28 protein-coding genes and 1 riboswitch are annotated in these 25,584 nt (G+C 71.7%); of the genes, 13 read left to right on the top strand and 15 right to left on the bottom strand.

What is annotated here, in order from left to right; translation table 11 throughout:
- Window positions 1-27 precede the first annotated feature (27 nt).
- Window positions 28-885, bottom strand: coding sequence for a type IV toxin-antitoxin system AbiEi family antitoxin domain-containing protein (locus BLQ62_RS04305; RefSeq protein ID WP_068567091.1), 858 nt, complete (start codon window positions 883-885; stop codon window positions 28-30).
- Between the two features lie 181 nt (window positions 886-1,066).
- Complete coding sequence (locus BLQ62_RS04300; RefSeq protein WP_133298757.1) at window positions 1,067-1,516, bottom strand: hypothetical protein; 450 nt, start codon at window positions 1,514-1,516, stop codon at window positions 1,067-1,069.
- Between the two features lie 71 nt (window positions 1,517-1,587).
- Here BLQ62_RS04300 and BLQ62_RS04295 point away from each other — a divergent pair, with 71 nt between their 5' ends.
- The 6 genes from BLQ62_RS04295 to mnhG are packed head-to-tail and all read left to right on the top strand — an operon-like array spanning window position 1,588 to window position 8,127.
- Complete coding sequence (locus BLQ62_RS04295; protein ID WP_068567414.1) at window positions 1,588-4,485, top strand: Na+/H+ antiporter subunit A; 2,898 nt, start codon at window positions 1,588-1,590, stop codon at window positions 4,483-4,485.
- Window positions 4,482-5,063: a Na(+)/H(+) antiporter subunit C gene (locus BLQ62_RS04290; protein ID WP_068533565.1), complete on the top strand. Its 582-nt coding sequence runs from the start codon at window positions 4,482-4,484 to the stop codon at window positions 5,061-5,063. The genes BLQ62_RS04295 and BLQ62_RS04290 overlap by 4 nt, the downstream gene beginning before the upstream one ends.
- Entirely contained in the window at window positions 5,060-6,787 is a 1,728-nt protein-coding gene (locus BLQ62_RS04285) for a Na+/H+ antiporter subunit D (protein ID WP_068567093.1), read from the top strand. Before BLQ62_RS04290 ends, BLQ62_RS04285 begins: the two co-directional genes overlap by 4 nt.
- The gene (locus BLQ62_RS04280) at window positions 6,780-7,478 is read left to right on the top strand and encodes a Na+/H+ antiporter subunit E (protein WP_068533569.1); all 699 of its coding nucleotides are present in this window, start codon (window positions 6,780-6,782) and stop codon (window positions 7,476-7,478) included. Before BLQ62_RS04285 ends, BLQ62_RS04280 begins: the two co-directional genes overlap by 8 nt.
- On the top strand, window positions 7,475-7,798 hold the full coding sequence (locus BLQ62_RS04275; RefSeq protein ID WP_068567095.1) for a monovalent cation/H+ antiporter complex subunit F: 324 nt from the start codon (window positions 7,475-7,477) through the stop codon (window positions 7,796-7,798). Before BLQ62_RS04280 ends, BLQ62_RS04275 begins: the two co-directional genes overlap by 4 nt.
- Window positions 7,795-8,127 (top strand): monovalent cation/H(+) antiporter subunit G, encoded by a 333-nt coding sequence (gene mnhG, locus BLQ62_RS04270; protein ID WP_068533573.1) that lies wholly within the window; start codon window positions 7,795-7,797, stop codon window positions 8,125-8,127. The genes BLQ62_RS04275 and mnhG overlap by 4 nt, the downstream gene beginning before the upstream one ends.
- Here mnhG and BLQ62_RS04265 read toward each other — a convergent pair.
- The 11 genes from BLQ62_RS04265 to BLQ62_RS04215 form a co-directional block, all read right to left on the bottom strand.
- Window positions 8,124-9,125, bottom strand: coding sequence for a pyridoxal-phosphate dependent enzyme (locus BLQ62_RS04265; RefSeq protein WP_068567098.1), 1,002 nt, complete (start codon window positions 9,123-9,125; stop codon window positions 8,124-8,126). The two genes, mnhG and BLQ62_RS04265, sit on opposite strands and share 4 nt — an antisense overlap.
- Window positions 9,122-10,042 (bottom strand): GHMP family kinase ATP-binding protein, encoded by a 921-nt coding sequence (locus tag BLQ62_RS04260; protein ID WP_068567100.1) that lies wholly within the window; start codon window positions 10,040-10,042, stop codon window positions 9,122-9,124. The genes BLQ62_RS04265 and BLQ62_RS04260 overlap by 4 nt, the downstream gene beginning before the upstream one ends.
- Window positions 10,039-11,244, bottom strand: coding sequence for an MFS transporter (locus tag BLQ62_RS04255; RefSeq protein WP_068533579.1), 1,206 nt, complete (start codon window positions 11,242-11,244; stop codon window positions 10,039-10,041). The genes BLQ62_RS04260 and BLQ62_RS04255 overlap by 4 nt, the downstream gene beginning before the upstream one ends.
- A complete protein-coding gene (locus BLQ62_RS04250; protein WP_068567102.1) occupies window positions 11,241-12,035 on the bottom strand; it encodes a Rossmann-like domain-containing protein in 795 nt (264 codons plus the stop codon). Before BLQ62_RS04250 ends, BLQ62_RS04255 begins: the two co-directional genes overlap by 4 nt.
- Window positions 12,032-13,030 (bottom strand): ABC transporter substrate-binding protein, encoded by a 999-nt coding sequence (locus BLQ62_RS04245; RefSeq protein ID WP_068567104.1) that lies wholly within the window; start codon window positions 13,028-13,030, stop codon window positions 12,032-12,034. Before BLQ62_RS04245 ends, BLQ62_RS04250 begins: the two co-directional genes overlap by 4 nt.
- A 28-nt stretch (window positions 13,031-13,058) precedes the next feature.
- Window positions 13,059-13,808: an ABC transporter ATP-binding protein gene (locus BLQ62_RS04240; protein WP_068567106.1), complete on the bottom strand. Its 750-nt coding sequence runs from the start codon at window positions 13,806-13,808 to the stop codon at window positions 13,059-13,061.
- Window positions 13,805-14,872: a FecCD family ABC transporter permease gene (locus tag BLQ62_RS04235; protein ID WP_068567108.1), complete on the bottom strand. Its 1,068-nt coding sequence runs from the start codon at window positions 14,870-14,872 to the stop codon at window positions 13,805-13,807. Before BLQ62_RS04235 ends, BLQ62_RS04240 begins: the two co-directional genes overlap by 4 nt.
- Before the next feature lie 82 nt (window positions 14,873-14,954).
- Complete coding sequence (locus BLQ62_RS04230) at window positions 14,955-16,091, bottom strand: glutamate--cysteine ligase (protein ID WP_068533781.1); 1,137 nt, start codon at window positions 16,089-16,091, stop codon at window positions 14,955-14,957.
- Between the two features lie 2 nt (window positions 16,092-16,093).
- Window positions 16,094-16,828 carry a superoxide dismutase[Cu-Zn] gene (sodC, locus tag BLQ62_RS04225; RefSeq protein WP_068533589.1) on the bottom strand — a complete coding sequence of 245 codons (735 nt, stop codon included), beginning with the start codon at window positions 16,826-16,828 and terminating at the stop codon, window positions 16,094-16,096.
- Window positions 16,829-16,947: 119 nt separating this feature from the next.
- A complete protein-coding gene (locus tag BLQ62_RS04220; RefSeq protein WP_068533591.1) occupies window positions 16,948-17,415 on the bottom strand; it encodes a LytR C-terminal domain-containing protein in 468 nt (155 codons plus the stop codon).
- Window positions 17,416-17,434: 19 nt separating this feature from the next.
- Window positions 17,435-17,761, bottom strand: coding sequence for a nucleoid-associated protein NapA (locus BLQ62_RS04215; protein WP_068533592.1), 327 nt, complete (start codon window positions 17,759-17,761; stop codon window positions 17,435-17,437).
- 173 nt (window positions 17,762-17,934) lie between these two features.
- Between BLQ62_RS04215 and BLQ62_RS04210 the strand changes: the two genes are divergently transcribed.
- Genes BLQ62_RS04210 through BLQ62_RS04200 form a run of 3 tightly spaced genes read left to right on the top strand, consistent with a single transcriptional unit; the run spans window position 17,935 to window position 19,896 of the window.
- The gene (locus BLQ62_RS04210; RefSeq protein WP_068533594.1) at window positions 17,935-18,525 is read left to right on the top strand and encodes a peptide deformylase; all 591 of its coding nucleotides are present in this window, start codon (window positions 17,935-17,937) and stop codon (window positions 18,523-18,525) included.
- A 1-nt stretch (window position 18,526) separates the two neighbouring features.
- Window positions 18,527-19,414, top strand: a complete 888-nt coding sequence (locus BLQ62_RS04205) for a GNAT family N-acetyltransferase (RefSeq protein WP_068567110.1) — start codon at window positions 18,527-18,529, stop codon at window positions 19,412-19,414.
- Window positions 19,411-19,896, top strand: a complete 486-nt coding sequence (locus BLQ62_RS04200) for a DUF1990 domain-containing protein (protein WP_068533598.1) — start codon at window positions 19,411-19,413, stop codon at window positions 19,894-19,896. Before BLQ62_RS04205 ends, BLQ62_RS04200 begins: the two co-directional genes overlap by 4 nt.
- Here BLQ62_RS04200 and BLQ62_RS04195 read toward each other — a convergent pair.
- On the bottom strand, window positions 19,893-20,234 hold the full coding sequence (locus BLQ62_RS04195) for a GNAT family N-acetyltransferase (protein WP_068533783.1): 342 nt from the start codon (window positions 20,232-20,234) through the stop codon (window positions 19,893-19,895). The two genes, BLQ62_RS04200 and BLQ62_RS04195, sit on opposite strands and share 4 nt — an antisense overlap.
- Window positions 20,235-20,367: 133 nt before the next feature.
- Between BLQ62_RS04195 and BLQ62_RS04190 the strand changes: the two genes are divergently transcribed.
- From BLQ62_RS04190 to thiD, 4 genes are all read left to right on the top strand, one after another.
- The gene (locus BLQ62_RS04190) at window positions 20,368-21,207 is read left to right on the top strand and encodes an ABC transporter ATP-binding protein (RefSeq protein ID WP_068567112.1); all 840 of its coding nucleotides are present in this window, start codon (window positions 20,368-20,370) and stop codon (window positions 21,205-21,207) included.
- Complete coding sequence (locus tag BLQ62_RS04185) at window positions 21,204-22,334, top strand: ABC transporter permease (RefSeq protein WP_068567114.1); 1,131 nt, start codon at window positions 21,204-21,206, stop codon at window positions 22,332-22,334. Before BLQ62_RS04190 ends, BLQ62_RS04185 begins: the two co-directional genes overlap by 4 nt.
- A gap of 31 nt (window positions 22,335-22,365) precedes the next feature.
- Window positions 22,366-22,478: riboswitch (TPP riboswitch) on the top strand.
- The gene (gene thiC / locus BLQ62_RS04180) at window positions 22,475-24,157 is read left to right on the top strand and encodes a phosphomethylpyrimidine synthase ThiC (protein ID WP_068567415.1); all 1,683 of its coding nucleotides are present in this window, start codon (window positions 22,475-22,477) and stop codon (window positions 24,155-24,157) included. Its footprint overlaps the riboswitch before it by 4 nt.
- Before the next feature lie 86 nt (window positions 24,158-24,243).
- The gene (gene thiD, locus BLQ62_RS04175) at window positions 24,244-25,083 is read left to right on the top strand and encodes a bifunctional hydroxymethylpyrimidine kinase/phosphomethylpyrimidine kinase (protein ID WP_068567416.1); all 840 of its coding nucleotides are present in this window, start codon (window positions 24,244-24,246) and stop codon (window positions 25,081-25,083) included.
- Window positions 25,084-25,089: 6 nt separating this feature from the next.
- Here thiD and BLQ62_RS04170 read toward each other — a convergent pair whose 3' ends face one another.
- Window positions 25,090-25,554 carry an HNH endonuclease gene (locus BLQ62_RS04170; protein WP_068567115.1) on the bottom strand — a complete coding sequence of 155 codons (465 nt, stop codon included), beginning with the start codon at window positions 25,552-25,554 and terminating at the stop codon, window positions 25,090-25,092.
- Between the last annotated feature and the right edge of the window lie 30 nt (window positions 25,555-25,584).

Raw genomic sequence — 25,584 nt, 5'->3', positions numbered from 1 at the left:
CGATCCTGATCGAGAATCGGCCCGGTTTCAGAATGCGGTCACCCCGCGATGCCGGCCCGCCCGGATGATCGCGCGGATCTCCTCGAGGATCTCGTCCCACTGGTCGATCACCTCGGCGTAGTCGACGCGGAGCACGAGGTACCCGCCGACGGTCGCGATGCGGTCGCGACGGTAGTCCCGCCGTCGCTGTGCACCGTTGTGGAAACCGTCGCTGTCGCATTCGATGATGAGCCGATCGCCGACGACGAGGTCGACCCGGCCGACACCGGGGATCACCACCTGCGAGCGGACCGCGATGTGCTCGCTCCGCAGCCGGAACCGCACCAGCGACTCCGTTCCCGATCCGGCGAGCGGGTCGAGCGCGGGCAGCAGCGTGGTGATCCGCTGCGCGGCGCCGGCGAAGCACTGCTCCAGATCCGCGAGCGTGTACGGCACGGGCAGGCGCAGCGTCGATTCGAGCACCGCGACGAGCATGTCGCGCTCGAGGCAGTCGGCGGCGCAGCGCAGGGCGTCGCCCAGTGCGTCCACCGCGCGGATCGGCGTCGGCAGGGCCGGGCGGGCGCCGCACCGGTGCTCGAACCGCGGCCGGCTGCGGTGCTCCGACCAGCGGACGTGCAGTCGGCGCTGGTTCGGCGGAATCCACACGCCGTGCCGGTGCTCCAGCGCGGAGACGCAGGCGACGACGGCGCCGGCCCGCACCGTCGCGACGACCGCGGGAGCGGCACCGGGCAGGGCGTACCAGCCGCGGCGGATCACCGTGAGCCCACCGCGTCGCCGCAGCTCACTGATCCGCCTCGCGTCGACACCGGAGCGGAGGAGGTGCTGCCGCGAGACGACGCCGCCGTCCTCCGCGGCGAGCCGCACGATGAGTGCATCGCTGTCCACCCGTGCAGCGTGCACCGGCGCCACCCGGCGAAAGCCGTCGCGAGGCCCCGGCTGTGGACAGAAAACGTTATGTACGCAAAGTTGTGGAGGAAGCGCCGACCGAAACCGGGCCGATTCCAGGTCAGAACACAGATATCGCAGTCCGACGCGATTTTCGCCCGGTTTCGGAACGGACGAAGGGCTAGGCCTTGCTGATGGAGTAGAAGACCGCGTTCGGGACGGCGCCGGCCTGCACCGAACTCACGGTCACCACGTACCCCTTGCCGGAGAACTGCGCCGACTGCGAGGCGTTGTCCGGTGTGCCCGCGCCGGCGCCCAGGGCGAGGTAGCCCGCGTCGGTCAGCTTCTTCTTCGCGTTGTCGAATCCGTCGTCGCCGGCCTGGACCGTCGCGTTGAACACGGTGACGCCGCCCTGCGAGCGCTCACCCGCGTCGATGAGGTTGCCGTCGACGATCGGCACCTCGTCCTTGGGGAACGTCGCGGGCAGGGTGACCGCGGCCGAAGGCTCGTTCGCGGTGTCGTCGCCGCAGCCCGCGGCGCCGAGGACGAGCGCCCCCGCCGTGAGAAGGGCGAGCGCGCCCCGCACGAGGCGCCCCGCAGAAGTGGTCGGACGATCCGTCGACTGGTCCATGCAGCTCCCGACATCCCTACCGGTAGAATCTGACAGCGAACGACACCCCGCTCATGAAGGACGGAGTGCCCTTGCTTGTCATCCTTGCCTGTTTGTCATTGGCGACCTTAGCCGCCCCCGTCGTGGTGGGCCGATTCGGCGCGCGCGGATTCCTCGGTCTCGCCGCCGCCCCCGCAGCCGCCCTGGTCTGGATCATCACCGTCTGGCCGGCCGACGGCGAACCCGACCGCACCGAGACGCTGCAGTGGGTCCCCGCCCTGAACATGAACGTCGACCTGCGGCTCACCCCGCTCGCCGCGGTGATGTCGGTGCTGGTCCTCGGGGTCGGCGCCGTGATCCTGGTCTACTGCGCCGGCTACTTCACCGGCGTCTCCAACACCCGCAAGCTGCCCACCTTCGCCGCCGAGCTGGTCGCCTTCATGGCGGTCATGTTCGGCCTCGTGGTCAGCGACAACATGCTGGTGATGTACGTCTTCTGGGAGCTCACGTCGGTGCTGAGCTTCCTGCTCGTCGGCTACTACGCCGAGCGCGCGACCAGCCGTCGCGCCGCCACGCAGGCACTGCTCGTGACCACCCTCGGCGGCCTGGCGATGCTGGTCGGCATCATCGAACTGGGCGAGCACTACGGCAGCTACCTCTTCTCCGAGGTCATCGCCCGCGCGACGGCCGACCCGTCGACCATCTCGATCGGTGTCGAGGTCGGCGTGGTGCTGATCCTCATCGGCGCGATCAGCAAGTCGGCGATCGTGCCCTTCCACTTCTGGCTCCCCGGCGCCATGGCCGCGCCGACGCCCGTCTCCGGCTACCTGCACGCCGCCGCGATGGTCAAAGCCGGCGTCTTCCTCGTCGCGCTGCTCGCGCCCGCCTTCGCGCACCTCACGGCCTGGCGCGTCATCGTGCTGGGCCTGGGCATCCTGACGATGGTCCTGGCCGGCTGGCGCGCCCTGCGCGAGTTCGATCTCAAGCTGATCCTCGCCTTCGGCACCGTCAGCCAGCTCGGCATGCTGATGGTGCTGGTCGGCACCGGCGAGCGGAACGTCGCGCTCGCGGGCATCACGATGCTCACCGCGCACGCGCTGTTCAAGGCGACGCTCTTCATGGTCGTCGGCATCATCGACCACGCGACCGGCACTCGCGACATCCGCCGCCTGGCGATGCTCGGCGACCGGCACAAGGTGCTCGCGGTGATCGCGGCGCTCGCCGCCGCGTCGATGGCCGGTATCCCGCCGCTGTACGGCTTCGTCGGCAAGGAGGCCGCGCTCGAGACCATGCTGCACGCCGCCCTGCCGTCGCCGCTGCCGGTGCTGCTGCTGATCGGGCTGTGCGCGGGATCCGCGCTGACGGTGGCCTACAGCGTCCGGTTCCTGTGGGGCGCGTTCGGCCGCAAAGGGCAGGCCAAGCCCACCAGCGCCGTGGAGAACATGCACGGCATCGGCCCGCTGTTCCTGGCCGGTCCCGCACTGCTCGCCGGCCTGAGCCTGCTCGCCGGCGTCTTCTCGCCGTGGCTCGATCACGTGCTGGCGCAGTACCCGGACCGGGCCTTCCCGCCGGCGGCGGAGCCGTACCACCTCGCGCTGTGGCACGGATTCACGCTGCCGCTGCTGCTCACGGTGCTGATCATCGCGACGGGCGTCGTCATCGTCCAGCCGCACAGCCCGTTCTCGCGCCTGCGCCGGCGCAACAGCGTGCTGCTGGGCAACGCCGACCGGCTCTACGACGCCACCCTGCGCGGCGCCGACGTGATCTCGCTGCGCATGACGCAGTTCACCCAGCGCGGTTCGCTGCCGCTGACGCAGGGCACCGTCCTGCTGACGCTGGTGCTGCTGCCGCTCCTGGTGCTGGCGTTCGGCACCACCACGCGTCCCGAACTGCGGGTCGAGGCCTCGCCGCTGTTCCTGTCGATCTCGGTGCTCATGTGCGCCGCCGCCCTGACCGCGGTGGTGCTGCGCAACCGCCTGGCGACGGTGCTCGTCGTCGGCGTCACGGGCTACGGCACGGGCGTGATCTTCGCGATCTACGGCGCCCCCGACCTCGCGCTCACCCAGTTCCTGGTGGAGACGCTGACCCTGGTGATCTTCGTGTTGGTGCTGCGCAAGCTGCCCGCGGAGGCGCCGATCACGGGCAACCGGCCCTCGCGCATCGCCCGCGCGCTGCTCGGTGTCGCCGTGGCGGCGATGGTCGTGGTGGTGGCGATCGCCGCCCGCGGTGCCCGGGTCGCGGCCCCCGTCGCCGATCGGCTCCCCGACCAGGCCTACAAGTTCGGCTACGGCCACAACACCGTGAACGTGATCCTGGTCGACATCCGCGCCTGGGACACCTTCGGTGAGATCTCCGTACTGCTCGTCGCGGCGACGGGCGTCGCCTCGCTGGTCTTCCGCAACCGCCGCTTCGGCTCCGCGCCGCGGGTCAGCGCCGCCGCCGCGGCCGCGGCGGCCGCCGCACCGGGCACCACGTGGCTGCGCGGCAGCGCACTGCGCGACCCGCGGCACCGCTCGCTGGTCCTGGAGATCACCTCGCGGCTGGCCTTCCCGACGATCATGGTGGTCTCGGTCTTCTTCTTCTTCGCCGGTCACAACGCTCCCGGCGGCGGCTTCGCGGGCGGCCTCACCGCGGGACTGGCGCTGGTCCTGCGCTACCTGGCGGGCGGCCGGTACGAGATCGGCGAGGCGCTGCCGGTGGACGCGGGCCGCATCCTCGGCACGGGCCTGCTGCTCGCGGCCAGCGGCACCATCGTCTCGCTGCTCGCGGGAGCCCCCGCCATGTCCTCGGTCGCCTTCGAGTTCACCCTCGCGATCTTCGGTGACGTCAAGGTGGTGACCGCGCTGATCTTCGACGCCGGCGTGTACCTCATCGTCGTGGGCCTCGTCCTCGACGTGCTGCGCAGCCTGGGCGCGCGACTCGACCTGGAGGGATCCCCCGCCGACATGACCTCGCCCCTGCCCGTGCAGTCGGGAGGTGGCGCGCGATGATCGTCGACATCGGTCTCTTCGGCGCCGTCGCCGTCATGGTCGCCACCGGCGTGTACCTGCTGCTCGACCGCAGCCTCACCCGGATGCTCATGGGCATCATCCTGTTCAGCAACGCGGTGAACCTGGTGCTGCTCGCGCTGTCCTCCCCGCCCGGCAACCCGCCCATCGTCGGGTACTTCTCGGAAGGGCGGCTCACCGACGCGGATCCGCTGGCGCAGGCCATGATCCTCACGGCCATCGTCATCACGATGGGCATGGCGGCCTTCATCCTCGCGCTGGCCTACCGCTCCTTCACCATCAACACCGACGACGAGGTCGACGACGACCCCGAAGACACGAAGGTGCTCGAGCGCGACGTGGACATCGCCGCCGACGATCCCGACTACGACGCCTCGGACGATCCGATCACGGGCGCACCGTCGGCCCTGGGCGACGCGTACGGCCCGGACGGCCGTCTCCTCACCCCCGAGGAACTGCAGCAGGCGCGGGTCGACGTCGTCGACACCGGCGCCCTTCCGCTGCCGAGCGTGCCCCGCGAGAAGCAGTTGCCGACGGCCGAGCAGGAGGAGGAGCGATGACCGAATCCCTGATGCTCGCCCTCATCCCGCTGCCGACGGTGCTGCCGATCGTGGCCGCCGCGATCACCATGGTCATGGGCCGGCACCCCCGGCTGCAGCGGTTGATCTCGCTGATCTCGCTCGCGGGCATCGTCGTGGTGTCCGCGATGATGCTGTACTACACCGACCGGCACGGCACCGTCGCGCTGCACGTCGGCGGCTGGGGCGATCGGGACGGCGGGGGCAGCCCGCTCGGCATCACCCTGGTGGCCGATCAGCTGGCGGCGCTCATGGTGCTGGTCTCGGCGATCGTGCTGCTGGGCGTGCTCGTCTACTCGGTCGGCCAGGGTATTCGCGACGGTGACGAGCACCAGCCCGTCTCGATCTTCTACCCCACCTACCTGATCCTCGCAGCGGGCGTGTGCAACGCCTTCCTCTCGGGCGACCTGTTCAACCTGTTCGTCTCCTTCGAGATGCTGCTCGCCGCGAGCTTCGTCCTGCTCACCGTGGGCGGCAGCGCCGACCGCATCCGGGCGGGCGTCTCGTACGTGATGGTCTCGATGGTCTCGTCGGTGGTCTTCCTGCTGGGCATCGCCTACGCCTACTTCGCGACGGGCACGCTCAACTTCGCCGACATGGCGATCAAGCTGCAGGACCTGCCCTCGGGGACGCGGACCACGCTGTTCGCGGTGCTGCTGGTGGCCTTCGGGATCAAAGCGGCCGTCTTCCCGCTCTCCACCTGGCTGCCGGACTCCTATCCGACGGCGCCGGCGCCGGTCACCGCGGTCTTCGCCGGCTTGCTGACCAAAGTCGGCGTGTACGCGATCATCCGGGCGCACACGCTGCTCTTCCCGGGCGGTTCGCTCGACGACGTGCTCATGATCGCCGGCCTGCTCACCATGATCGTCGGCATCCTGGGTGCGATCGCCCAGACGGACATCAAGCGTCTGCTCTCGTTCACGCTGGTCAGCCACATCGGTTACATGATCTTCGGCATCGCGCTCTCCACCCCCCTGGGCCTGAGCTCGACGATCTACTACGTGGTGCACCACATCCTCGTGCAGACCACGCTGTTCCTGGTGGTGGGCCTCATCGAACGGCAGGCGGGCGCGGCGTCGCTGCGCCGCCTCGGCGGGCTCGCCGCGGCCAGCCCGGTCCTCGCGATCCTGTTCTTCCTGCCCGCGCTCAACCTCGGCGGCATCCCGCCCTTCTCCGGCTTCGTCGGCAAGGTGGGCCTGATCGAGGCGGGCGTGCAGCAGGGGTCGGTGCTGGCGTGGGTGCTGGTCGCCGGCAGCGTGATCACCTCCCTGCTGACGCTGTACGCGGTGATCCGCGTGTGGACCAAGGCCTTCTGGCGCCCCCGCTCCGACGCCCCCGAGGGGCAGCTGGCCGTCGCGCACCCGGAGGCCCTGCTCGACGACGCCGACGTCATCGAGTTCGCCGACCGCGAGGATCCGGGCCGGATGCCGCTGAGCATGGTCGCGCCCACCGCCGGCCTGCTCGGGGTGGGGCTGGTCCTCGCGCTGCTCGCCGGCCCGATGTTCACCGTCACCGACCGCGCCGCCGAGCAGCTGATCGGGCGCGCCGATTACATCGAGGCAGTGCTCGGACCCGAGGGCGTCGCCAAGCTCAAGACCCCCGACGGTGCCGGCGGCTGGCACGCGTACGAACCGCTGACCGCCGCGGCCGACGGTGCGCCCGGCACCGTCGGACCGGAGAACCGTGAGGGGGGCGCGCATGGCTAGGCGACTCGTGGCACGGATCCTGCCCGACCTGCACGACGGACGCGCCGTCCTGGTCAAGGTGGGGCAGCTGCTCTGGCTCGACGCGGTGTGGGTGATGCTGTGGGGCAGCGTGACGTGGGGCAACATCGCGGGCGGCCTGCTCGTGGGCCTGGCGATCCTGCTGCTGCTCCCGTTGCCGCCGGTGCCCGTCGAGGGCCGCGTGCATCTGGGGGCGCTGCTCAAGCTGATGGCAGTCTTCGTGGTGGAGATGTTCCGCTCGTCGGTCGAGGTCGCCTGGCTGGCGATCCGGCCCGGCGCGATGCCGCTCAGCGCGGTGCTGCGCGCGAAGGTCTCGATCAAGTCCGACCTGGTGCTCACGCTGCTGGTGGACATGATGAACCTGATCCCGGGCACGATGGTGCTCGAGATCGACACCAGGCGTCGCCTGCTCTACGTGCACGTGGTGGACGTGAGCAGCGAGAAGGCCGTGCGCCAGTTCTACCGCAGCACAGCGCGTCTCGAGCGACTGTTCATCGACGCCTTCGAGCGCGACAACGAGTGGCACGCCAGCCCGATGCACGGCATCGACGACGACGAGTACCACCACGTCACGTCGGAGGGGCGGGGCCTGGCCGGCGACGCCCGGCGGATGGCCGCGCCCGAGATCGCGTACCGCAGGACCCACCGGCCCGAGGGAGAGGACAAGTCATGACCGTCGTCTTCGTGATCACCGGCGTGGTCCTGATGATCGCCGCCTTCCTCACCGCCTACCGGCTGCTGCGCGGGCCGAACACGCTGGACCGGGTCGTCGCCGTCGACGCGCTGGTCGCGATCGCCGTCGGCGGCCTCGCCGTGTGGGCGGCCTACAGCCGCAACTCGTCGGTCATCCCCGGCATCGTTGCGCTCTCGCTCGTCGGGTTCGTGGGCTCGGTGTCCGTGGTGCGCTTCCGCGTTCCCGACGATGCCGGGACGGCCCCGTCACCGCCGGACGAGACGCCGGACATCGCTCCGCGGAACGGGGGCCAGCGATGATCGTCGACATCATCTCCGCGATCCTGTTCCTCTCCGGCGCCGCGTTCGCGGTGACCGCCTCGATCGGCATCATCCGCTTCCCGGACACGCTCACCCGGATGCACGCGGCCACCAAGCCGCAGACCTTCGGCCTGCTGCTACTGCTGGCGGGGGCGATCGTGCAGATGATCGATTCCGTCGACGTGTGGATGCTGGTGCTGGTGGGCCTGTTCACGATGATCACGGCGCCCGCCGTCGCGCACCGCGTGGGCCGGGTGGCCTACCAGGAGCAGCGGTTGCGGGACCGCACGATCGAGCGGGATCAGATGGAGACCGGCAGTCGCGACTAGCGGCCGGCGCGCCGCGCCCATCGCATCCGCGACCACGGCAGCGCGATCTCCGCCGGATCGTCCACGAGCAGCGGCGGTTCCGGCTCCGCCGGGCCGTCCCCCACGAGCGCCGCCTGGTAGCGGTGCCCGGTGTCCGGCAGCACCTGCACGGTGGCGTCGACCGGTGCGCCGTGGTCCTGCTCGTAGTCCGCGGCGACATGCCCCGCGCCGGAGGAGAGCCCGGCGAACAGCGCGTGCTGCCGCAGCAGTCGGTGGGTGCCGGCGCGGGCCACGTCGAAGGACACCCAGTGGATCACGTCGTAGAGCCCGTGCCGGACGTTGGCGAACGGGATCGACGAGCCGATGCCAGCGATGAGCATGGCGGGGTCGTCGACGTGCTCGGATCCGAAGGTGACGCTGCCGAAGGGCTGCACCCCGACCAGTTCGACGGCCATTCCGGCCTCCTCGAGCCCGAGGCGCAGCGCCCCGCTGGAGACACCGGAGCCGACCGGCGCGACGAGCCGCACCGTCGCGACGCCCTCCGCCGCGAGTTCCGCCGCTGCGCCGCAGGCGATCTCGCGATAGCCGATGTAGTGCACCGGATCGTGGTACTGGCGCATCCAGTGCAGCGACGGGTCATCGGCCAGCAGTTCGGTGATGCGGCGGACGCGGCGGTCCTGGTCCAGCTTGAGCGACGCGGACGGCGGCATCTGCTCGAGTTCGACACCCAGCGCCAGCAATTGGATGCGCAGGCCCTCGTCGATGGTGGTGGAGCCGATGATGCGGCAGCGCACCCCTGCCTCGTGGCAGGCCAGCGCCAGCGCGTAGGCGTAGATCCCCGACGAGGAGTCGATGACGGTGCCGCCGGGCCGCACCCGGCCCGCCGCGAGCGCCTCCCGCAGCGCGGCGCGGGCGGAGGCGACCTTCATCGACTCGAACCGCAGCAGGTAGCGGCGCTCGCTGCCGCGGATCAGCGCGGGCCGGCTCAGCGCCTCGGCGATGTGCCCGTGGATCATCATGCGGCACCGCCGATCACGACGGGTGCGTCGTCCACGCGGATGCCCTCGTCGCGCATCGCCGCGCACGCGCGGCGCAGGCGGCCCGGCGGGTGCTCATGATCGAAGAGCAGGCCCGCCACGTTCCCGGAGTGCGCCACCTGGACACCGAGCGCACCGCGCCGTCGAGCCGACGCGATGAGCCGATCCAGGCCGGGCTTGTAGTGGCGGCTCTGGTTGAGGACGGCGCTGCGCGTGGCGACGGCGGCGACGCCCGCCGCGTCGCGTCCGGCGATCGCCCGGCGCAGCAGTGCCCGGAGCTGTTCGTACTCGTCGACCTCGCCCTCGCCGAGGGGCCGGAGCGCGAGCGTGTCGACGGGGCCGCCGAGCACGCAGCGCACGAGCAGCATCGGCGGCAGGTGCGGGCCGAGTTCCTCGATGACGTGACCGTGCCGGTGCGCGAACAGGATCGGCCGATCGGACCACAGCGGATCGGACGCCCCTTCGGCGCCGACGGCCAGATGCGCGACGGTCCCGGCGTCCAGCTCGATCCCGCCGCTGTCGGCGACGGCGCGCACCGCGGCGAGGACGTCCGCCGTCGACGATCCCAGGCCGAGGCCGATCGCGGTGGTCCGCGCGATGCGCAGGTCCCCGCCGTCGAACCCGCAGGCGCCGCGCGAGAGCAGGTGCGCGACGGTCGCCTCGGCCGCGCGGCGGGCCTTGCTGACCGCGTGCCCGTCCCCCGCGGCGTGTGCGCGCACCGCGCCGGAGGAGTCCGGCTCGAAGACCGCGACGGAGCCGACGGTGCCGATGGGCACCGTCACCAGGCCCGGGCATTCGTCGAGCACGGGACAGCGGAAGCGGCCCTGCAGGATCTCGCCGTGGTGCCCGGGGCTGCGCCCCACCCCGCGGCCGCGGGACCGGTTGCGCGCGGCGCTCATGCCGACGCCTCCGCCGCTTCGGCCCGGCGCAGCGCGCGCCGGGCGAAGACGGCGGCGAGCGCGGTGGCGCCGCCGAGTACCAGGCCCACGCCCGTCCATCCCCCGATCGCGAGCGCCGCACCGGCCAGCCCGGCGCCGGCGAAGACGCCGACGCTCTGCGCCGCACCGTTGAGGGAGAGGACGGTGCCGCGGACGGGACCCGCCGTGCGGACCAGCGTGGTGGTCACCGCCGCGGCGATCACGGCGTGCGCGGCGGAGACGAGCGCCACCATCGGCCACGCAAGGGCGAGGTGCGGCACCGTGTACAGGCCCACCATCGCGACGGTGGCGACGACGATAGCGGTCATCACCGTGCCGAACAGGCGGTCCGCACCGCGATCCTGCATCATCTTGCCGCCCAGGAAGTTCCCGAGGAAGAAGGCCAGGCCGGAGGTCGCCCAGACCAGGGAGAACCAGCCGGTTCCGATGCCGAAACGCTGCCCGAACGCGGCGGCGATGTAGGCGAGCGAGCCCATGAAGGCCAGCGTCCGCAGCATCGAGACCGCCAGTGCCTCGAGCGCGCCGGGCAGGGCCCGGACGGTCCGGAACGCCTGCAGGTAGCTCACCGACGTGTCGCCGCCGTGCGGGTCGCGCCGACGGAACACCAGTACGGCGACGACGAGCAGCACCACCGCGGTCGCGGCCATGTCGACGCGCCATCCCCAGAGCACGGCGGGCAGCGCGAGTACCGGGGCGGCGAGGACGGCGGTGAGCGTCATCGTCGAGGAGACCAGGGTCGCGGCGCGCGCGGATGCGGCGGGCGACGCGAACCGGTCGGCGGCCATCGCCGAGAGCGCGGGGTTGAGCACCGCGGTGCCCGCCCCGATCAGCAGGCAGAAGCCGATCCATGCCGCCGTACTGCCCTGCAGCGCAAGGGCGCAGCCCACCGCGAGCACCAGCAGGGCAAGCGCGGCGACCGAGGAGCGGGAGAGCCGGTCCAGCAGGGGCGCGGCCGCGACGCCGACCAGCAGGGCGGCGACGCCGCCGAGCCCCCGCAGGCTGCCGATGAGGTCGACCCCCGCGTGGGCGTCGGCGGCGATGGCCACGAGGAAGTTCGCCATCACGGTGAACGGCACCAGGCCGAGCGCGGCGGCCGCGAGCAGGGGCCAGATCGCGCGGACGAGAACCCCGTCGGGCAGCGGGCGGTCCAGCGGTGCGCTCATGCGTGCCCCCGGTACAGGTACATCGGCGAGGCGTCGGCGGAGAACTGGGAGAACGGGAAGTGCTCGGCCGAGAGGGCGGTCAGGCCCGCGCCGAGGAAGGCGCGCGCGACGGCGGAACCGCTCTGCGCGTACACGGCGAGCGGCACGCCGCGCTCCCGGCAGGTGGCGAGGATCTCGTCGAAACTGCCGTTGCCCAGAGTCATTCCGGTCGCGAGCACCGCATCGGCCTCGGCGATCACGGCGTGGTGGTCGTCCGCGACGGGGTCGCCCCAGTGGGTGCGCTGCAGGTTCCGGTCCGCGAGCAGCGGCTCGCCGCCCCGCTCTCGGATGGCCGCGACGAGGGGGTTCACCACGCCGATGAGGGCCACGCGGGCGCCGGGCGCGACGGTGAGCAGTTCCGCGACCGCCGCGTCCCGCGCGACGGCCCGCTCGTCGGGGGTGCCGGTGGGCAGGGTGCGCAGTTCGGCGCGCGGATCCTCGCGGTGCGGGGCCGCGGCACCGAGCGCCGCGTCCGCGGCGGCGATCCGCAGCGGTTGCGCCGCGTGATCGAGCAGTGCCGTGAGGGGCTCCCCGGACAGGTCCGCGACGTCCGGGTCGAGCTCGCCCTCCTCGAAGGCGCACGCGCCGAAGGAATCCCCGACGCGCACGAGGACGTACCGGTTGCGGTAGCGCTGATCGCTCCCCGCGAGGCGGGTGCCGTGCGCGACGAAGAAGACGCTGCGGGCGACCGCGTCCTGCTCCGCCCCACGGGCGAGATCGAGGACGTCGGCGACGGTGCCGGGCGCGGTCATCGGGCCACCCCGCTCTGCTCCAGGTAGTCCGCGAGCGCCGCTGCGGCGTCGAGGTTGCGCGGGCTCGCCACCAGCTCGGCGTAGTCCACCACCCGGATGCGGTTCTCCCGCACGGCCGGTGAGTCCTTGATCGGAGAGGACTGCCGCAGGTAGTCGATCTTCTGCTGCGCGGGCTGCTTGTCGTAGTCGACGATGACGATCACCTCGGGCTGGGAGCGGACGACGGACTCCCAGCCGACGGTGGTCCACCGGCCGTCCACGTCGTGGGTGACCGAGCGACCGCCGGCGAGGGAGACCACCTGGTCGGCGGCGGCGCGCCGGCCGGCGGTGTAGGGCTCCGCCGTGCCGGAGTCGTAGACGAAGACCGAGGGCCGGACGCTCTTACGGGCCGCGCGCTCCTCCAGCCCGCGCTGCCGGGTGCGGAGCCCGTCCACGAGCGCCGCCGCGCGGTCCTGCACCCGGAAGATCGCGCCGAGGTTGGTGAGATCGGCATAGGTGTCCGCGAGGGGATCGATCGGCCGGGGCGCGGGATCGGCGCCGTAGTTGTAGCAGGTCTCCTCCTGCATGTAGCTGTCGATCCGCAGCTTGCCCAGGGATTCGGGGGTGACGCCGCGGGCCGGACTGAACCCGGCCTGCCAGCCCGCGAATACCCAGTCGGCCTTGGCGGCGACGAGCGGCTCCTGCGCGAGGACGCCGTCGCTGATGATCGGCACCTTCGCGTAGTCGTCGCGGTAGGGGGACTTGGCGATCACCCCGTGCACCGTCTTCGGCAGGGCGATGCCCTTGATGCGGTCGGTGAGCCCGAGCGCGAACATCTTCTCGATCGCCGAGACGTCGTAGGGCACGGCGGCCGTGGGCGACCGGTACTGCTGGTGCACACCGCAGTTGGTGACGTCGATGAGGTCCGTCGCCGACTCGGCGGGACGGGCGCCGCACGCGGTGACCGCGAGCAGGGCGCTCGCCGCCAGGGCGGCGAGCAGAGGGCGGGAGTGCATCGGTCGATCCTTTCGATCGGTGAGGGGGCTAGAGGTCGAAGCTGATGCGCGGCGGGCCGCCGGCGGTCGCCACGACGGTGGGCCGGACGCCGTAGACGGCCTCGACGCGGTCCGGCGTCAGCACCTCGGCGGGGGTGCCGGTGGCGACCACGCGCCCCGCGTCCAGGAGGACGAGCCGATCGCAGCTCTGGGCCGCGAGGTCGATGTCGTGGATGGCGGTGACGGTGGTCTTGGCGCTGGCCCGCAGGAGGCGCAGCAGGTCGAGCTGGTGCCGGACGTCGAGGTGGTTGAGCGGCTCGTCGAGCAGGAGGACCGGAGTGTCCTGCGCCAGCGCGCGGGCGATGAGGACGCGCTGGCGCTCGCCGCCGGAGAGGTCCAGCACGCTGCGGGGGCCCAGGTGGGTGGCGCCGACGGCGGCGAGCGCGTCCGCGCAGGCGCGGGCGGCCGTCGTGCTGCCGGCGTCGCCGTGCGCGAACCGTCCCAGCATCACCGTCTCCCCCGCCGTGAACCCGAGGTGCCCGGATTCGCTCTGCGTGACCGCGGCGATGCGGCGCGCCGCCTCCTTGCGGCGCAACGCGTGCAGGTCGTCCCCCGCGACGCGGACGGTGCCGGCCGAGGGCTCGATCGCCCGGTACAGGCAGCGCAACAGAGTCGACTTGCCGCTCCCGTTGGGGCCGATCAGCCCGACGTGTGCGCCCGCGTCGATGACCAGTGAGATGTCGTCGAGGATGCGGATTCCGTTGATGTCGACCGTGATCCCGCGCAGTTCGACCTTCACGCGGCACCACCGAGCAGGCCTCCGCGGCGCCGCAGCAGCACAACGAAGACCGGTACCCCGACCACGGCGGTCACGATGCCCAGCGGCAGCTCGCGCGGCGCCACGAGCAGCCTGCTGAGCAGGTCCACCCATACCAGCAGGACCGCGCCGACGAGCGGGGCGAGCAGCAGCACCCGGCGGTGCGCGGGCCCGACGATCATCCGGACGGCGTGCGGGACGACGAGCCCGACGAAGCCCACGGTGCCCGCGACGGCGACCAGCACCGAGGTCAGCACGACGATGACCAGGAACAGTGCGCGGCGTGCGCGGTGCGGATCGAGGCCGAGCGCGGAGGCCGCCTCGTCGCCCTGCGCCAGGACGTCGAGCGTCCCGGCGAGGCGACCGGTGACCACCGCGCCGGCGACGACCGTCGCCGCGACGAGCGGCAGCACCGACCACTGCGCGCCGCCGAGCCCGCCGAGCAGCCAGAACATCACCGAGCGCGCGGCGTCGCCGACCGGATCGAAGAACACGATCGCGCCGGCGAGCCCCTGGAAGGCGAAGGCGAGCACGACGCCCGTGAGGACCAGGCGGACGGGGTGCAGTGCGCCGTCCGGGGTCCGGCTGAGTAGGTACACCAGGATCGAGGCGAGGACGGCGGTGACGAACGCCGCCCCCGCGGTGCCCGCGACGCCCAGCCCGGCCACCACGCCGGTGGTCACCACGAAGCTGGCGCCGACGGAGGCGCCGCTGGAGATGCCGAGGATGAACGGATCGGCGAGCGGGTTGCGGACGAGCGCCTGGCAGGCCACCCCCGCGATCGCGAGCCCCGCGCCGACGAGGGCCGCGAGCAGTACCCGGGGGACGCGGAGGTCCCACAGGATCGAGTAGGTCGAGAAGTCCTCGCGGGCGATCGTCCCGTTGCCGAGGGCCGCCCAGATCAGGCGCCGGACGTCGGCGAGGGGCACCGTCGCGGCACCGAGCGAGACCGCGACGGCCATCGAGCCGAGCAGGACGACGACGAGCGCTCCGACGAGGAGGAACGGGGCTCCGCCGGAGCGGGGAAGCGGTGGGGCGGAGGACACGCGGCAACATTAACGACAACGATTATCGTTAACAAAGACGAATACGTCTATGGGTGCAGAGCCCTCGCCCGGCCCGCCGCGTCTACGGCAGGATCAGCTCGCCGGTCACCGACCGGACCACGTCGCGGTACGCGTCGGTGCTGCACACCCCGTCGGCGACCATCCGCTGCCGCTGGTAGGAGGCGCCGTGGCGCGGGATCGCGGCGACGGCCTCCAGCTCGCGGGTGCAGCCGAGCCGGCGGGCGATGGGCGCCAGCTGCTCGAGCAGGTCGTCGAGGTCCTCGGTGACCAGGCGCTCGTTGTTGTCGGCGTCCTGGATGATGATGGCGTCGAGGCCGTAGCGGGCGGCGCGCCACTTGTTCTCCTGCACGTGCCACGGCGGCAGCGTCGGCAGGGTCTCGCCGGCGTCGAGCCGGCCGTCGAGCCACACGACGAGGCAGTGGATCAGCGCGACCACGGCCTCGAGCTCCGCGAACGAGGACATCCCGTCGCAGATCCGCACCTCGATGGTGCCCAGGTGGCACGCGGGCCGGATGTCCCAGCGGATCTCGTTGAGATCATCGATGATCCCGGTCGTCTTCTGGTCGTGCACGAAGCGCTCGAACTCGCTCCACCGCTCGAACTGGAAGGGCAGGCCCGCGGTGGGCAACTGCTGGAACATCATCGCGCGGGTGCTCGCGTAGCCGGTGTCGTGGCCGCCCCACATCGGAGAGCTGGCGGAGAGCGCCAGCAGGTGCGGGTAGTGGTTGAGCAGCGCCGAGATGATCGGCAGCACCTTGTCGCGATGGTTCACCCCGACGTGCACGTGCACGCCCCAGATCAGCATCTGCCGGCCCCACCACTGGGTGCGGGCGATCAACTCGTCGTAGCGCGGGTTCTCGGTGAGCTGCTGCGCGTTCCACTGCGCGAACGGGTGCGTGCCCGCACCGAAGAGCTCCACGCCCATCGGGTCGGAGGTCTCGCGCACCGCGCGGATCACCGCCGCCAGGTCCGCCATCGCCTCGGCGGTGTTCTCACAGACGCCCGTCACCACCTCGACGGTGTTGCGGAGCATCTCCGAGTGCACCTGGGAGGCGATGTCCGGGCGGGAGGCCCGCACCCCGTCGAACAGCTCCCCGGCCCTACTGACCAGGTCCGAGGTCTCGCGGTCGACGAGTGCGAATTCCCATTCGACACCGATCGTCGGCCGCGGCGACGCCGCGAAGGCGACGGGCTCGATGACTAACCGACCTTGATCACGCCGCAGGCGATGCGCCCGCCGGCGTCGCCGGTGCTCAGGGTGGTCTCGTCGGGCACCGGCTGGCCGGGAACGACGTTGGCGTAGCGCGAGGACGGGATGTTGCCGAAGTTGTCCGGGCCCGCGTGGATCATCAGGGCGTTGCCCTCGGCGTTCTTCTTGATGTCCGCGAGGGTGAACGCGCCGGTGCTGGTGACCGTCTGGCCCGTGCCGTTGGCGTTGACGTAGATCGAGACCAGGTCGCCGGTCATCGGGTGGCCCGAGGCGCCCGGCTTCTGCCAGTGGCCGCCCGCCGAGCCGAAGTTGGTGGCCGAGCCGGGGGCGCCGTTCTTGGCGACCGAGTTCGGCTCGCACTTGCCCACCTCGTGGATGTGCATGCCGTGGAAGCCGGCCGGCAGGCCGGTGACGCGCACGTCGACCACGACGACGCCGTCCTTCTCCGAGAAGGTGGCCTTGCCGGCGCTGCTGCCGTCGGGCTTGACGAGCGACGCCTCGGCGGCGCCGGACGACGGCGCGCTCTCGCCGCCCGCGGGCTCCTCGCCGTGGGCGTTGGGGTCGAGGCTGCGGACGGGGCCCTGGGCGGGCACCGTCGCGCCCGTGACGACGGCGGGCGTCGTTCCGGGGCTGTCCGCGGGCTCCTCGTTGGTCGTGCAGCCCGACAGGGCGATGGCCGCCACCGGAAGGATCGCGATCGGGGCGAGGAACTGACGCTTCGTCATCGATGACTCCTTATGGAACGGCTACCTGGGGCTGGGCCGCCCTGGGGCTGGTGTTGCCCGAAATCATATCGGGGCCGCTGTCGCGGCGCGGGACAGGTCCCCGGTCGGCTCGTCGCGGGCTACTTTTTCACGACGGCGACGGCGAGCTCACCCTCGCACGCCTCGAGCCCCGCGGGCCGCGGTGCGGTGGCGGATCCGGGGATCGCGGTGGAGACCGTCTCGGCGGCGGCCTCGCCGCCCTCGTCGAAGAACACGGTGGTCGCGCGCGGCGCGGCGGGCCGGTTCGGCCAGGCGGCGGCGTTCTCGCCCTGCACGGTGATGCCGGCCTTCTTCAGGCGATCACGGGTGTCGGCGACGGGTGCCTTGGCGACGGAGAGCAGGCAGACCGGCGGCGTGTCCGCAGCGGGCTTCGCCGTCTGCGTGGCGGCGGCCTGGATCTTCTCCTCCTGGGCGTTGAGCGCGGCCTGCGGATCGTCGTTGCGCGTCACGAGCCCGTGGACGCCGACGGCCGCGAGGATGATCGCGGCCGAGATCAGGATCATGATGATCGTCCGGATCGGGACGGCGCGGGTGTTCTGTGTGCTCACGACACCCGACTGTATCGGATCACGTGATCTCGAAGCCGAGCTTGCGGGCGGCACGGGCCTTCTGCCGGCTCGCGCGGACGCGGCGCAGCCGCTTGACGAGCATGGGGTCGGCGGCCAGCGCCTCGGGCGTGTCGACCAGGGCGTTGAGCACCTGGTAGTAGCGCGTCGCGGAGAGCCCGAAGAGCTCCTTGATCGCGTCCTCCTTGGCGCCCGCGTACTTCCACCACTGGCGCTCGAAGGCCAGGATGTCGTGTTCGCGCCTGGTCAGGCCGTCCTCGCCGCGCTCGTCGACGGGCTGCGCGTCAGTTCGGACCGTGTTCTGCGCGGCCGCACCGGCGCCCTCCATGCGTTCCCCTCGCATTCGAAATAACACTTCTGTAGTTCGCGTCAATCTAACCACGGCCGCGGGCGGCGTCGCGGGGCTACGGGGGCGTGTCGCGGATCGGCCGGGGTGTCGAGGCCGCTCGACCGGACGGTGCGCGGGTGCGTCCCCGAACCCGCCCGACTACCGTGTCCCCCATGTCCGTTCTCCCCATCGTCATCGTCGGCGACCCCGTGCTGCACACCCCCACGACGCCCGTCGAGCTGGATGCGGACGGCAAGCCGTCGGCTGAGATCGTCGCCCTGCTCGACGACATGTACGAGACGATGGACGTCGCCAACGGCGTCGGCCTCGCCGGCAATCAAGTGGGGCGCGACCTGCGCCTGTTCGTCTACGACTGCCCCGACGAGGAGAGCGGCGAGCGCCGCCGCGGCGAGGTGATCAACCCCGTCCTGACCACCTCCGAGATCCCCGAGACGATGCCGGACCCCGACGAGGACTGGGAGGGCTGCCTCTCCGTCCCCGGTGAGTCCTTCCCGACGGGCCGCGCGGACTGGGCGAAGGTCGTCGGCACCGACCGCAACGGCGAGAAGGTCGAGATCGAGGGCACCGGGTTCTTCGCGCGGATGCTGCAGCACGAGACCGGCCACCTCGACGGCTTCCTCTACACCGACGTGCTCACCGGCCGCTACGCGCGGCAGGCGAAGAAGTTCATCAAGAAGCAGGGCTGGACCGAGCCCGGTCTGACCTGGGTGCCGGGCACCGTCGAAGACCCCTTCGGTCACTGACGTGCCCGTCCCCGGCGACCGGGTGGTGATCCGGCGGCTGCTGCCGTCCGGGCAGGCCTCGGACGTCATCGGCACCCTGCTCGCCGACGGTGACGCCCTGCTCGTCCGGGCGGACCGGGACGGCGCGGAGCACCTGATCCCTCGCGCCGACGTCGTCCGGGCGAAGACGGTGCCTCCCCGACCGGTGCGGGCGAGCGAGATCCGCTCGCTCGACCTCGCGCGCGCCCGGTCGTGGTGGTCGATGGAGCGCGAGTGGGTCGACGGCTGGCTCTGTCGCGCCGCACCCGGGGTGCCGGGGAACCGGGCGAGCTGCGCGGCGCCGCTGCATCCCGACGCCTCGCTCGACCGGCTCGACCGCGTGCGCGCCTGGTACGCCGAACGCGGTCTGCCCCTGCACCTGACGCTGTCCGACCGGCTCCTGCGCGGCGCGACCGCGCTGGCTCCGGTGGTCCAGCCGACGGACGTCCTCACCGCGCCCGCCACGGCCGGCCCGGAATCCGACGTCCGGTTCGCGGACGCGCCGGATCGGACATGGCTGGCGCTGACCGGCGCGGCGGAGCCGTTGGTCACCTCCGTGGACGGGACCGCCCTGTTCGCGACGCTCATGGACACCGGCGGCGCCCCCGTGGCCGCGGGGCGACTGGCACTCATCGCCGACGCGGCGGGGACGCTCTGGGGCGCTCTCGGCTCGATGGCCGTCTCCCCCGCCCACCGCCGGCGCGGGCACGCCACCCGCCTGCTCGCCGCGCTACGGGCGAGGGCGGCCCAGCGGGGCGCACAGCGGGTCTTCCTCGAGGTCACCCACGAGAACACCGCCGCGCGAAGCCTCTACGGCGCGAACGGATTCATCCGGCACCACGGCTACCACTACTGGACCGAGCTCCGATGACGCGGCCCGATGCGCCCACCTGGGACAGCACGCCCGCCCAGTTCAGGCGTTCGGAGATCACCGCGACGATCGGCCACGGCGACGACGATTTCGCCCGCGCCGCGCACGACGTGCTCCGCTGGGCGGTCAAGACTCGCAGCGGCTTCGCGGTCTCGTCCGACGGACCCGCGACATCCGGGCAGCGCCTCGTCGTGACGGCCGGCCTCGCGGGCGTCACCGTGCGCGAGCCGGTGCAGGTCCTCGACGTGGTGCGCTCCGCCGAGCGCGTCGGCTTCTCCTACCGCGCACTCCCGGGGCATCCGGTGCGCGGCGAGGAGGCCTTCGTCGTGCACCGCGACGGCGCCGCGGTGCTCCTGACGATCCGCTCACTGACGCGGCCGGCACCGGGCGGACCATGGCGGTGGGCCTTCCCACTCCTGCTCGTCGCGCAGCGGGTGGCGCGCGCCCGGTACGTGCGGGCGCTGCGCCGGCCGGACCGCTAGGTGTGCGCCGCCGAGGCGACCACGTCCTGATACTGCGGGAACCGGGTGAGGAACGAGCGCACGTAGGTGCACACGGGGATCACGCGGCGACCCCGCGAACGCAGGTCGTCCAGGACGCCGGAGACCAGCGCACGGGCGAAGCCCTGCTTGCCGAACTTCTCCATGACCACCGTGTGCAGCAGGATCACATCCCCCTGCTCGGTGACCTCGTACCCCTCCACTCCGATGAGCTCGTCGCCCGACCAGAGTTCGTACCGGTCGCGCACCGGATTGTCGAACAGACGCAGCGACTCCCCCAGTTCCAGCGTGGGCGGGGGAACCTCGACCTTGTCAGCCATGAACACCTCCATGTGATGCGGGTCACCCCACCGTACGCCCGAACTCCGACAAGTCGGCGAACACGCGGGGAGTGTTTTCACATCCGTCACATTTGTGGATCGTGAATATCGAACTGCGACTACTGTGGCAGTCATGACGCTCGTCGCCCGCGGCCTCACGCGGACCTTCTCCCAGCACGTCGCGGTGGCCGACGCCAGCCTCACTCTCGCCCCGGGCCGCATCACCGGCCTGGTCGGTCCGAACGGCGCCGGCAAGACGACCCTGCTGCTGATGCTCGCCGGGTTGCTCCGGCCGTCCGGCGGAAGCATCGAGCTCGACGGTGCACCCATCGCTCCCGAGGACCTGCGCGGCCGCATCGGCTGGATGCCCGACGTCTTCGGCACGTGGGATTCGTTGACCCCCACCGAGATCCTGACCACCTTCGCGAAGTTGTACGGCGTCCCGTCGGGGGAGGCCCACGCCCGCGCGAAGGACCTGCTGGCCCGCGTGCACCTGACGGAGTTCGCGGACCGGCCGGCGCAGGTGCTCTCCCGCGGGCAGAAGCAGCGGCTCGGGTTCGCCCGCGCGATGGTGCACCACCCGCCGATCCTGCTGCTCGACGAGCCCGCCTCCGGCATGGACCCCCGCTCCCGCTTCGAGCTGCGCGATTCCCTGCGCGCGCTCGCCGACAGCGGCGTCGCCGTCCTCGTCTCCTCGCACATCCTGTCCGAGCTCGGCGAGATGGTCGACGAGGTGGTGCTCATGGCACGGGGCCGGACCGAGCCACCACCCGAATCCACCACCACCCGGTGGCGCATCCGGTTGATCGGCGAACCGCCGAGCGGCGGAACGTACCTCGAGTTCTCCTCCGAGGACGATGCCGCCGCGCATCTCGCGCAGCGCATCGCCGACGGTGACCGGGTGGTCGAGTTCGCCCGCGCCACCAACGCTCTCGAGGACTCCTACTTCGCACTGGAGGCCGATCGCACATGAGCACCTTCACCGGATGGTGGCGCACCGTCGGCGTGATCGTCGGCCTGGAACTGCGCCAGCGCACCCGCGCCACCCGCTGGCGCGTCCTGCTGGGGATCTTCTTCCTGGTCGTGAGCCTCGTCGTCTTCGGCTCACTCTGGTTCGCGCTGTCCTCGACCTCGCGGACGTCGTGGGCTTACAACGGGTGGTCCGAGAATCTCTACTTCATCGTGCTGGGATTCGTCGGCTTCCTCGGCCTGGTGATCGCACCGACGATGACGGCCACGGCCATCAACGGCGATCGCAAGGACGCGACGCTGGCGGTGGTCCAGGCGACGCCCGCCAGCGGGTTCCAGATCGCCATGGGCAAGCTCCTCGGGGCATGGATCGCTTCCTGCGCCCTGCTCCTAGTCTCGACGCCGTACCTGATCTGGGCGATCGTGGAGGCCCACTATCCGGTCGCCTTCTCCCTGCTCGGCATCGCTGTCATCGCGCTCGTGCTCCTCGCGTACTGCGGTCTCGGGCTGGGAATGTCCGCGCTGTTCTCCCGTCCGATCGGTTCCGCGGCGGTGACGCAGCTGGCGGTGCTGTTCCTGCTCATCGGACTCCCCGTGATCACGGCGATGCTCGCTCCCGCCACGGTCGGCACCCAGTCGGCGGTGCAGACCCGCTTCGCCTATAACAAAGCGGACGGCAGCGGACGGTGCACGGAGGTCCGCGAAGACGTCGAAGTCACTCACACCGAACGGATCTGGTGGGTCCTGGCCGCCAACCCCGCCGTGGTGTTCGCCGATGCCGCCGCACAGTCCGATCCCGGTCGCGAGGCCCGCGGCCACGGTCGCCGGTACGCGGACTACACCTCGAGCGACCCCGCCCCCGACGAATCGACCCTCGGCGAACTCGCCGATCTGGTGTCCGACGTTCGCGTCGGAGCCGACAGGAATCACGACGAGACGTGCGCCGAGCGGTACGGCGAGGCCTACTCGGTGTCCGTCGGTGGCTACGGCGACGACACCAGGGAAGTAGGTCGCACCTGGTCCTGGGGCCTGTTGGCGAATCTGGCGCTGGGTGGCATCGGACTGGCGTTCGCAGCCCGCCGCCTGCGGGTTCCGGCGGCGAACCTGCCGCGCGGTGTGCGGATCGCCTGACCTCTCCTCGCAGGGTGCGTTACGCTCGGTAGTGCACACCAACGGGAGCTCACCGCAGTGAGCTGAGAGGACGTCTTCGATCGGGCGTCGACCGTACGAACCTGTCCGGGTAATGCCGGCGTAGGGAAGAGGAGTCCCGCATGCCTGTTTCGTCATCAGCCCCCGTCAGCACCGTCACCGTCGGCCCGATCGAGGGGTCGGAGAAGCGCTACCGCACCGTCCCGGGCGTCGACGGTGACCTGCAGGTCCCGTTCCGGCGCATCGCGCTGACCAACGGCGACCACCACGACGTCTACGACACCTCCGGCCCGTACACGCAGTACACCGCCGACGACCAGTTGCACGATCTCGCCGAGGGCCTGCCGAAGACCCGCGACGGCTGGCACCAGCCCGCCCCCGTCGACGGTGCCGCCACCCAACTCGCTTGGGCCCGTGCGGGAATCATCACCGACGAGATGCGTTTCGTGGCCGCCCGCGAGGGCTTCGATCCGGAGAAGGTACGCGAGGAAGTGGCCGCCGGCCGCGCCGTGATCCCCGCCAATCGCAAGCACCCGGAACTGGAGCCCGCGATCATCGGCAAGGCCTTCGCGGTGAAGATCAACGCGAACATCGGCAACTCCGCGGTCACCAGCTCGATCGCCGAGGAGGTCGAGAAGATGGTGTGGGCCACCCGCTGGGGCGGCGACACGATCATGGACCTCTCGACCGGCAAGGACATCCACGAGACCCGCGAGTGGATCATGCGCAACGCGCCGGTCCCCGTGGGCACCGTCCCGATCTACCAGGCACTGGAGAAGGTCAAGGGCGACCCGACCAAGCTGACCTGGGAGATCTTCCGGGACACCGTGATCGAGCAGTGCGAGCAGGGCGTGGACTACATGACCGTGCACGCGGGCGTGCTGCTGCGCTACGTGCCGCTCGCCGCGAACCGCGTCACCGGCATCGTCAGCCGCGGCGGCTCGATCATGGCGGCGTGGTGCCTGGCGCACCACGAGGAGTCGTTCCTGTACACGCACTTCCGCGAGCTGTGCGAGATCCTGCGCGAGTACGACGTGACCTTCTCCCTCGGGGACGGCCTGCGCCCGGGCTCCATCGCGGACGCCAACGACGAGGCGCAGTTCGCCGAGCTCCGCACCCTGGGCGAACTGACGAAGATCGCGAAGTCCCATGGCGTGCAGGTGATGATCGAGGGGCCCGGCCACGTCCCGATGCACAAGATCGTGGAGAACGTGCGGCTCGAGGAGGAGCTGTGCGAGGAGGCGCCGTTCTACACCCTGGGCCCGCTCGCCACCGATATCGCGCCGGCGTACGACCACATCACCTCGGCGATCGGGGCGGCGATCATCGCGCAGGCCGGCACGGCGATGCTCTGCTACGTCACCCCCAAGGAGCACCTGGGCCTGCCCAACCGGGACGACGTGAAGACCGGCGTCATCACCTACAAGATCGCGGCGCACGCCGCGGACCTCGCCAAGGGGCACCCGGGCGCGCAGTCCCGCGACGACGAGCTGTCCAAGGCGCGCTTCGAGTTCCGCTGGGTCGATCAGTTCAACCTGTCGCTGGACCCGGATACCGCGCGCGAGTTCCACGACGAGACGCTGCCCGCCGAGCCGGCCAAGACGGCGCACTTCTGCTCGATGTGCGGCCCGAAGTTCTGCTCGATGCGGATCAGCGCCGACGTGCGCGCGTACGCGGAGGAGCACAACCTGGTCACGCAGGAGGACATCGACGCCAAGCTGGCGGCCGACATGGCGGCGAAGTCGCAGGAGTTCGCCGACGCCGGTGGCCGCGTGTACATCCCGCTCGAGACCACGCGCGCGTGAGTCAGGCCGGTCGGGCCGCCGTCGGCGCGCCGGCGAGGTTCGCCGTCGGCGCGCCGGCGAGGGTCGCCGTCGGCGGGCCGTCGCGGCTGCCCACCGCCCCGCGGGGCACCGCACCGCGCCGGGTGCTGACCATCGCGGGATCGGATTCCGGTGGTGGCGCGGGTATTCAGGCCGACATGCGGACCTTCGCGGTCCTCGGCCTGCACGCGAACGTGGCGATCACCGCGGTCACGGTGCAGAACAGCGTGGGCGTGCAGGACTTCCGCGGCGTCGACCCGGAGATCGTGGCGGCGCAGATCCGTTCCGTCGCCGGCGACATCGGCGTCGAAGCGGCGAAGACGGGGATGCTGGCCTCCACCGCGATCATCGAGGCGGTCGCCGACGCCGCGGACGCCGAGGGCATCGGCAACGGCCACCCGGTGCCGCTCGTCGTCGATCCCGTGGCCGCGTCGATGCACGGCGACCCGCTCCTCGCCACCGAGGCGCTGGACGCGCTGCGCACCCTGCTGATCCCCCGCGCCACCCTGGTCACCCCGAACCTCGACGAGGTCCGGCTGATCACGGGAGTCGAGGTGGTGGACGGGGATTCGCAGCGCGCCGCGGCGGAGGCCCTGCTGGCCCTCGGCGCGCAGTGGGCCCTGGTCAAGGGCGGGCACCTGCGCGAGAGCCCGGACAGCCCGGACCTGCTCACCGACGGTGCGCAGTCCGTCGAGTTCACCGCGCCGCGGGTGGCGACGGGACACGATCACGGCGCCGGCGACACCCTCGCCGCGGCGACCACCGCGGCCCTGGCCCACGGCGCGACGATGCCTGCGGCCGTCGAATTCGGCAAGGCGTGGGTCACCGAGGGCCTGCGCTGGGCGTACCCGCTGGGCGCGGGCCACGGCCCCGTCAACCCCCTCTGGGCAGTGGCCCAGGAGGGCTGACGGGACTCAGACGGCCGCGGGGCGGAAGGGCTCGCGCACCAGGCGCATGCCCGCCTCCGGCGGGGTGCGATCGGCCTTGCGGTGGTTGCACGGCGCGCAGCACGCGACGAGGTTGGTCCACGTGTTGCCGCCACCGCGCGAACGCGGGAAGACATGGTCGATCGTCGCCGCCCGCGCCCCGCAGCCCGCGTACTGGCAGGTGTGCTCGTCACGGCGCAGGATCTCAGCGCGGCTCGCGTGATCGGCGGTGCGCCGGTAGGGCACTGGCGCGTACCGCACGAGCAGCATCGACTTGGGCAGCTCGATCTCGGCGCTGGGCGAGCGCAGCACCCGGGGCGGATCGTGCGGCTCCAGCGCGTAGGCCACTTCGCGCAGCATCATGCCCACGGCGTCCTGCCAGCGCACCGCGTCGAGCGGGCTGTAGTCGGCGTTGAACACCCGCACCGGCGGTGCGGCGGTGAACGAGCTCATCGCGCACCTCCTTCCCGGTCGTCCGTGCCC

The organism is Tsukamurella pulmonis (assembly GCF_900103175.1).
Classification (GTDB): domain Bacteria; phylum Actinomycetota; class Actinomycetes; order Mycobacteriales; family Mycobacteriaceae; genus Tsukamurella; species Tsukamurella pulmonis.
This window is presented reverse-complemented; position numbering and strand designations above follow the sequence as displayed.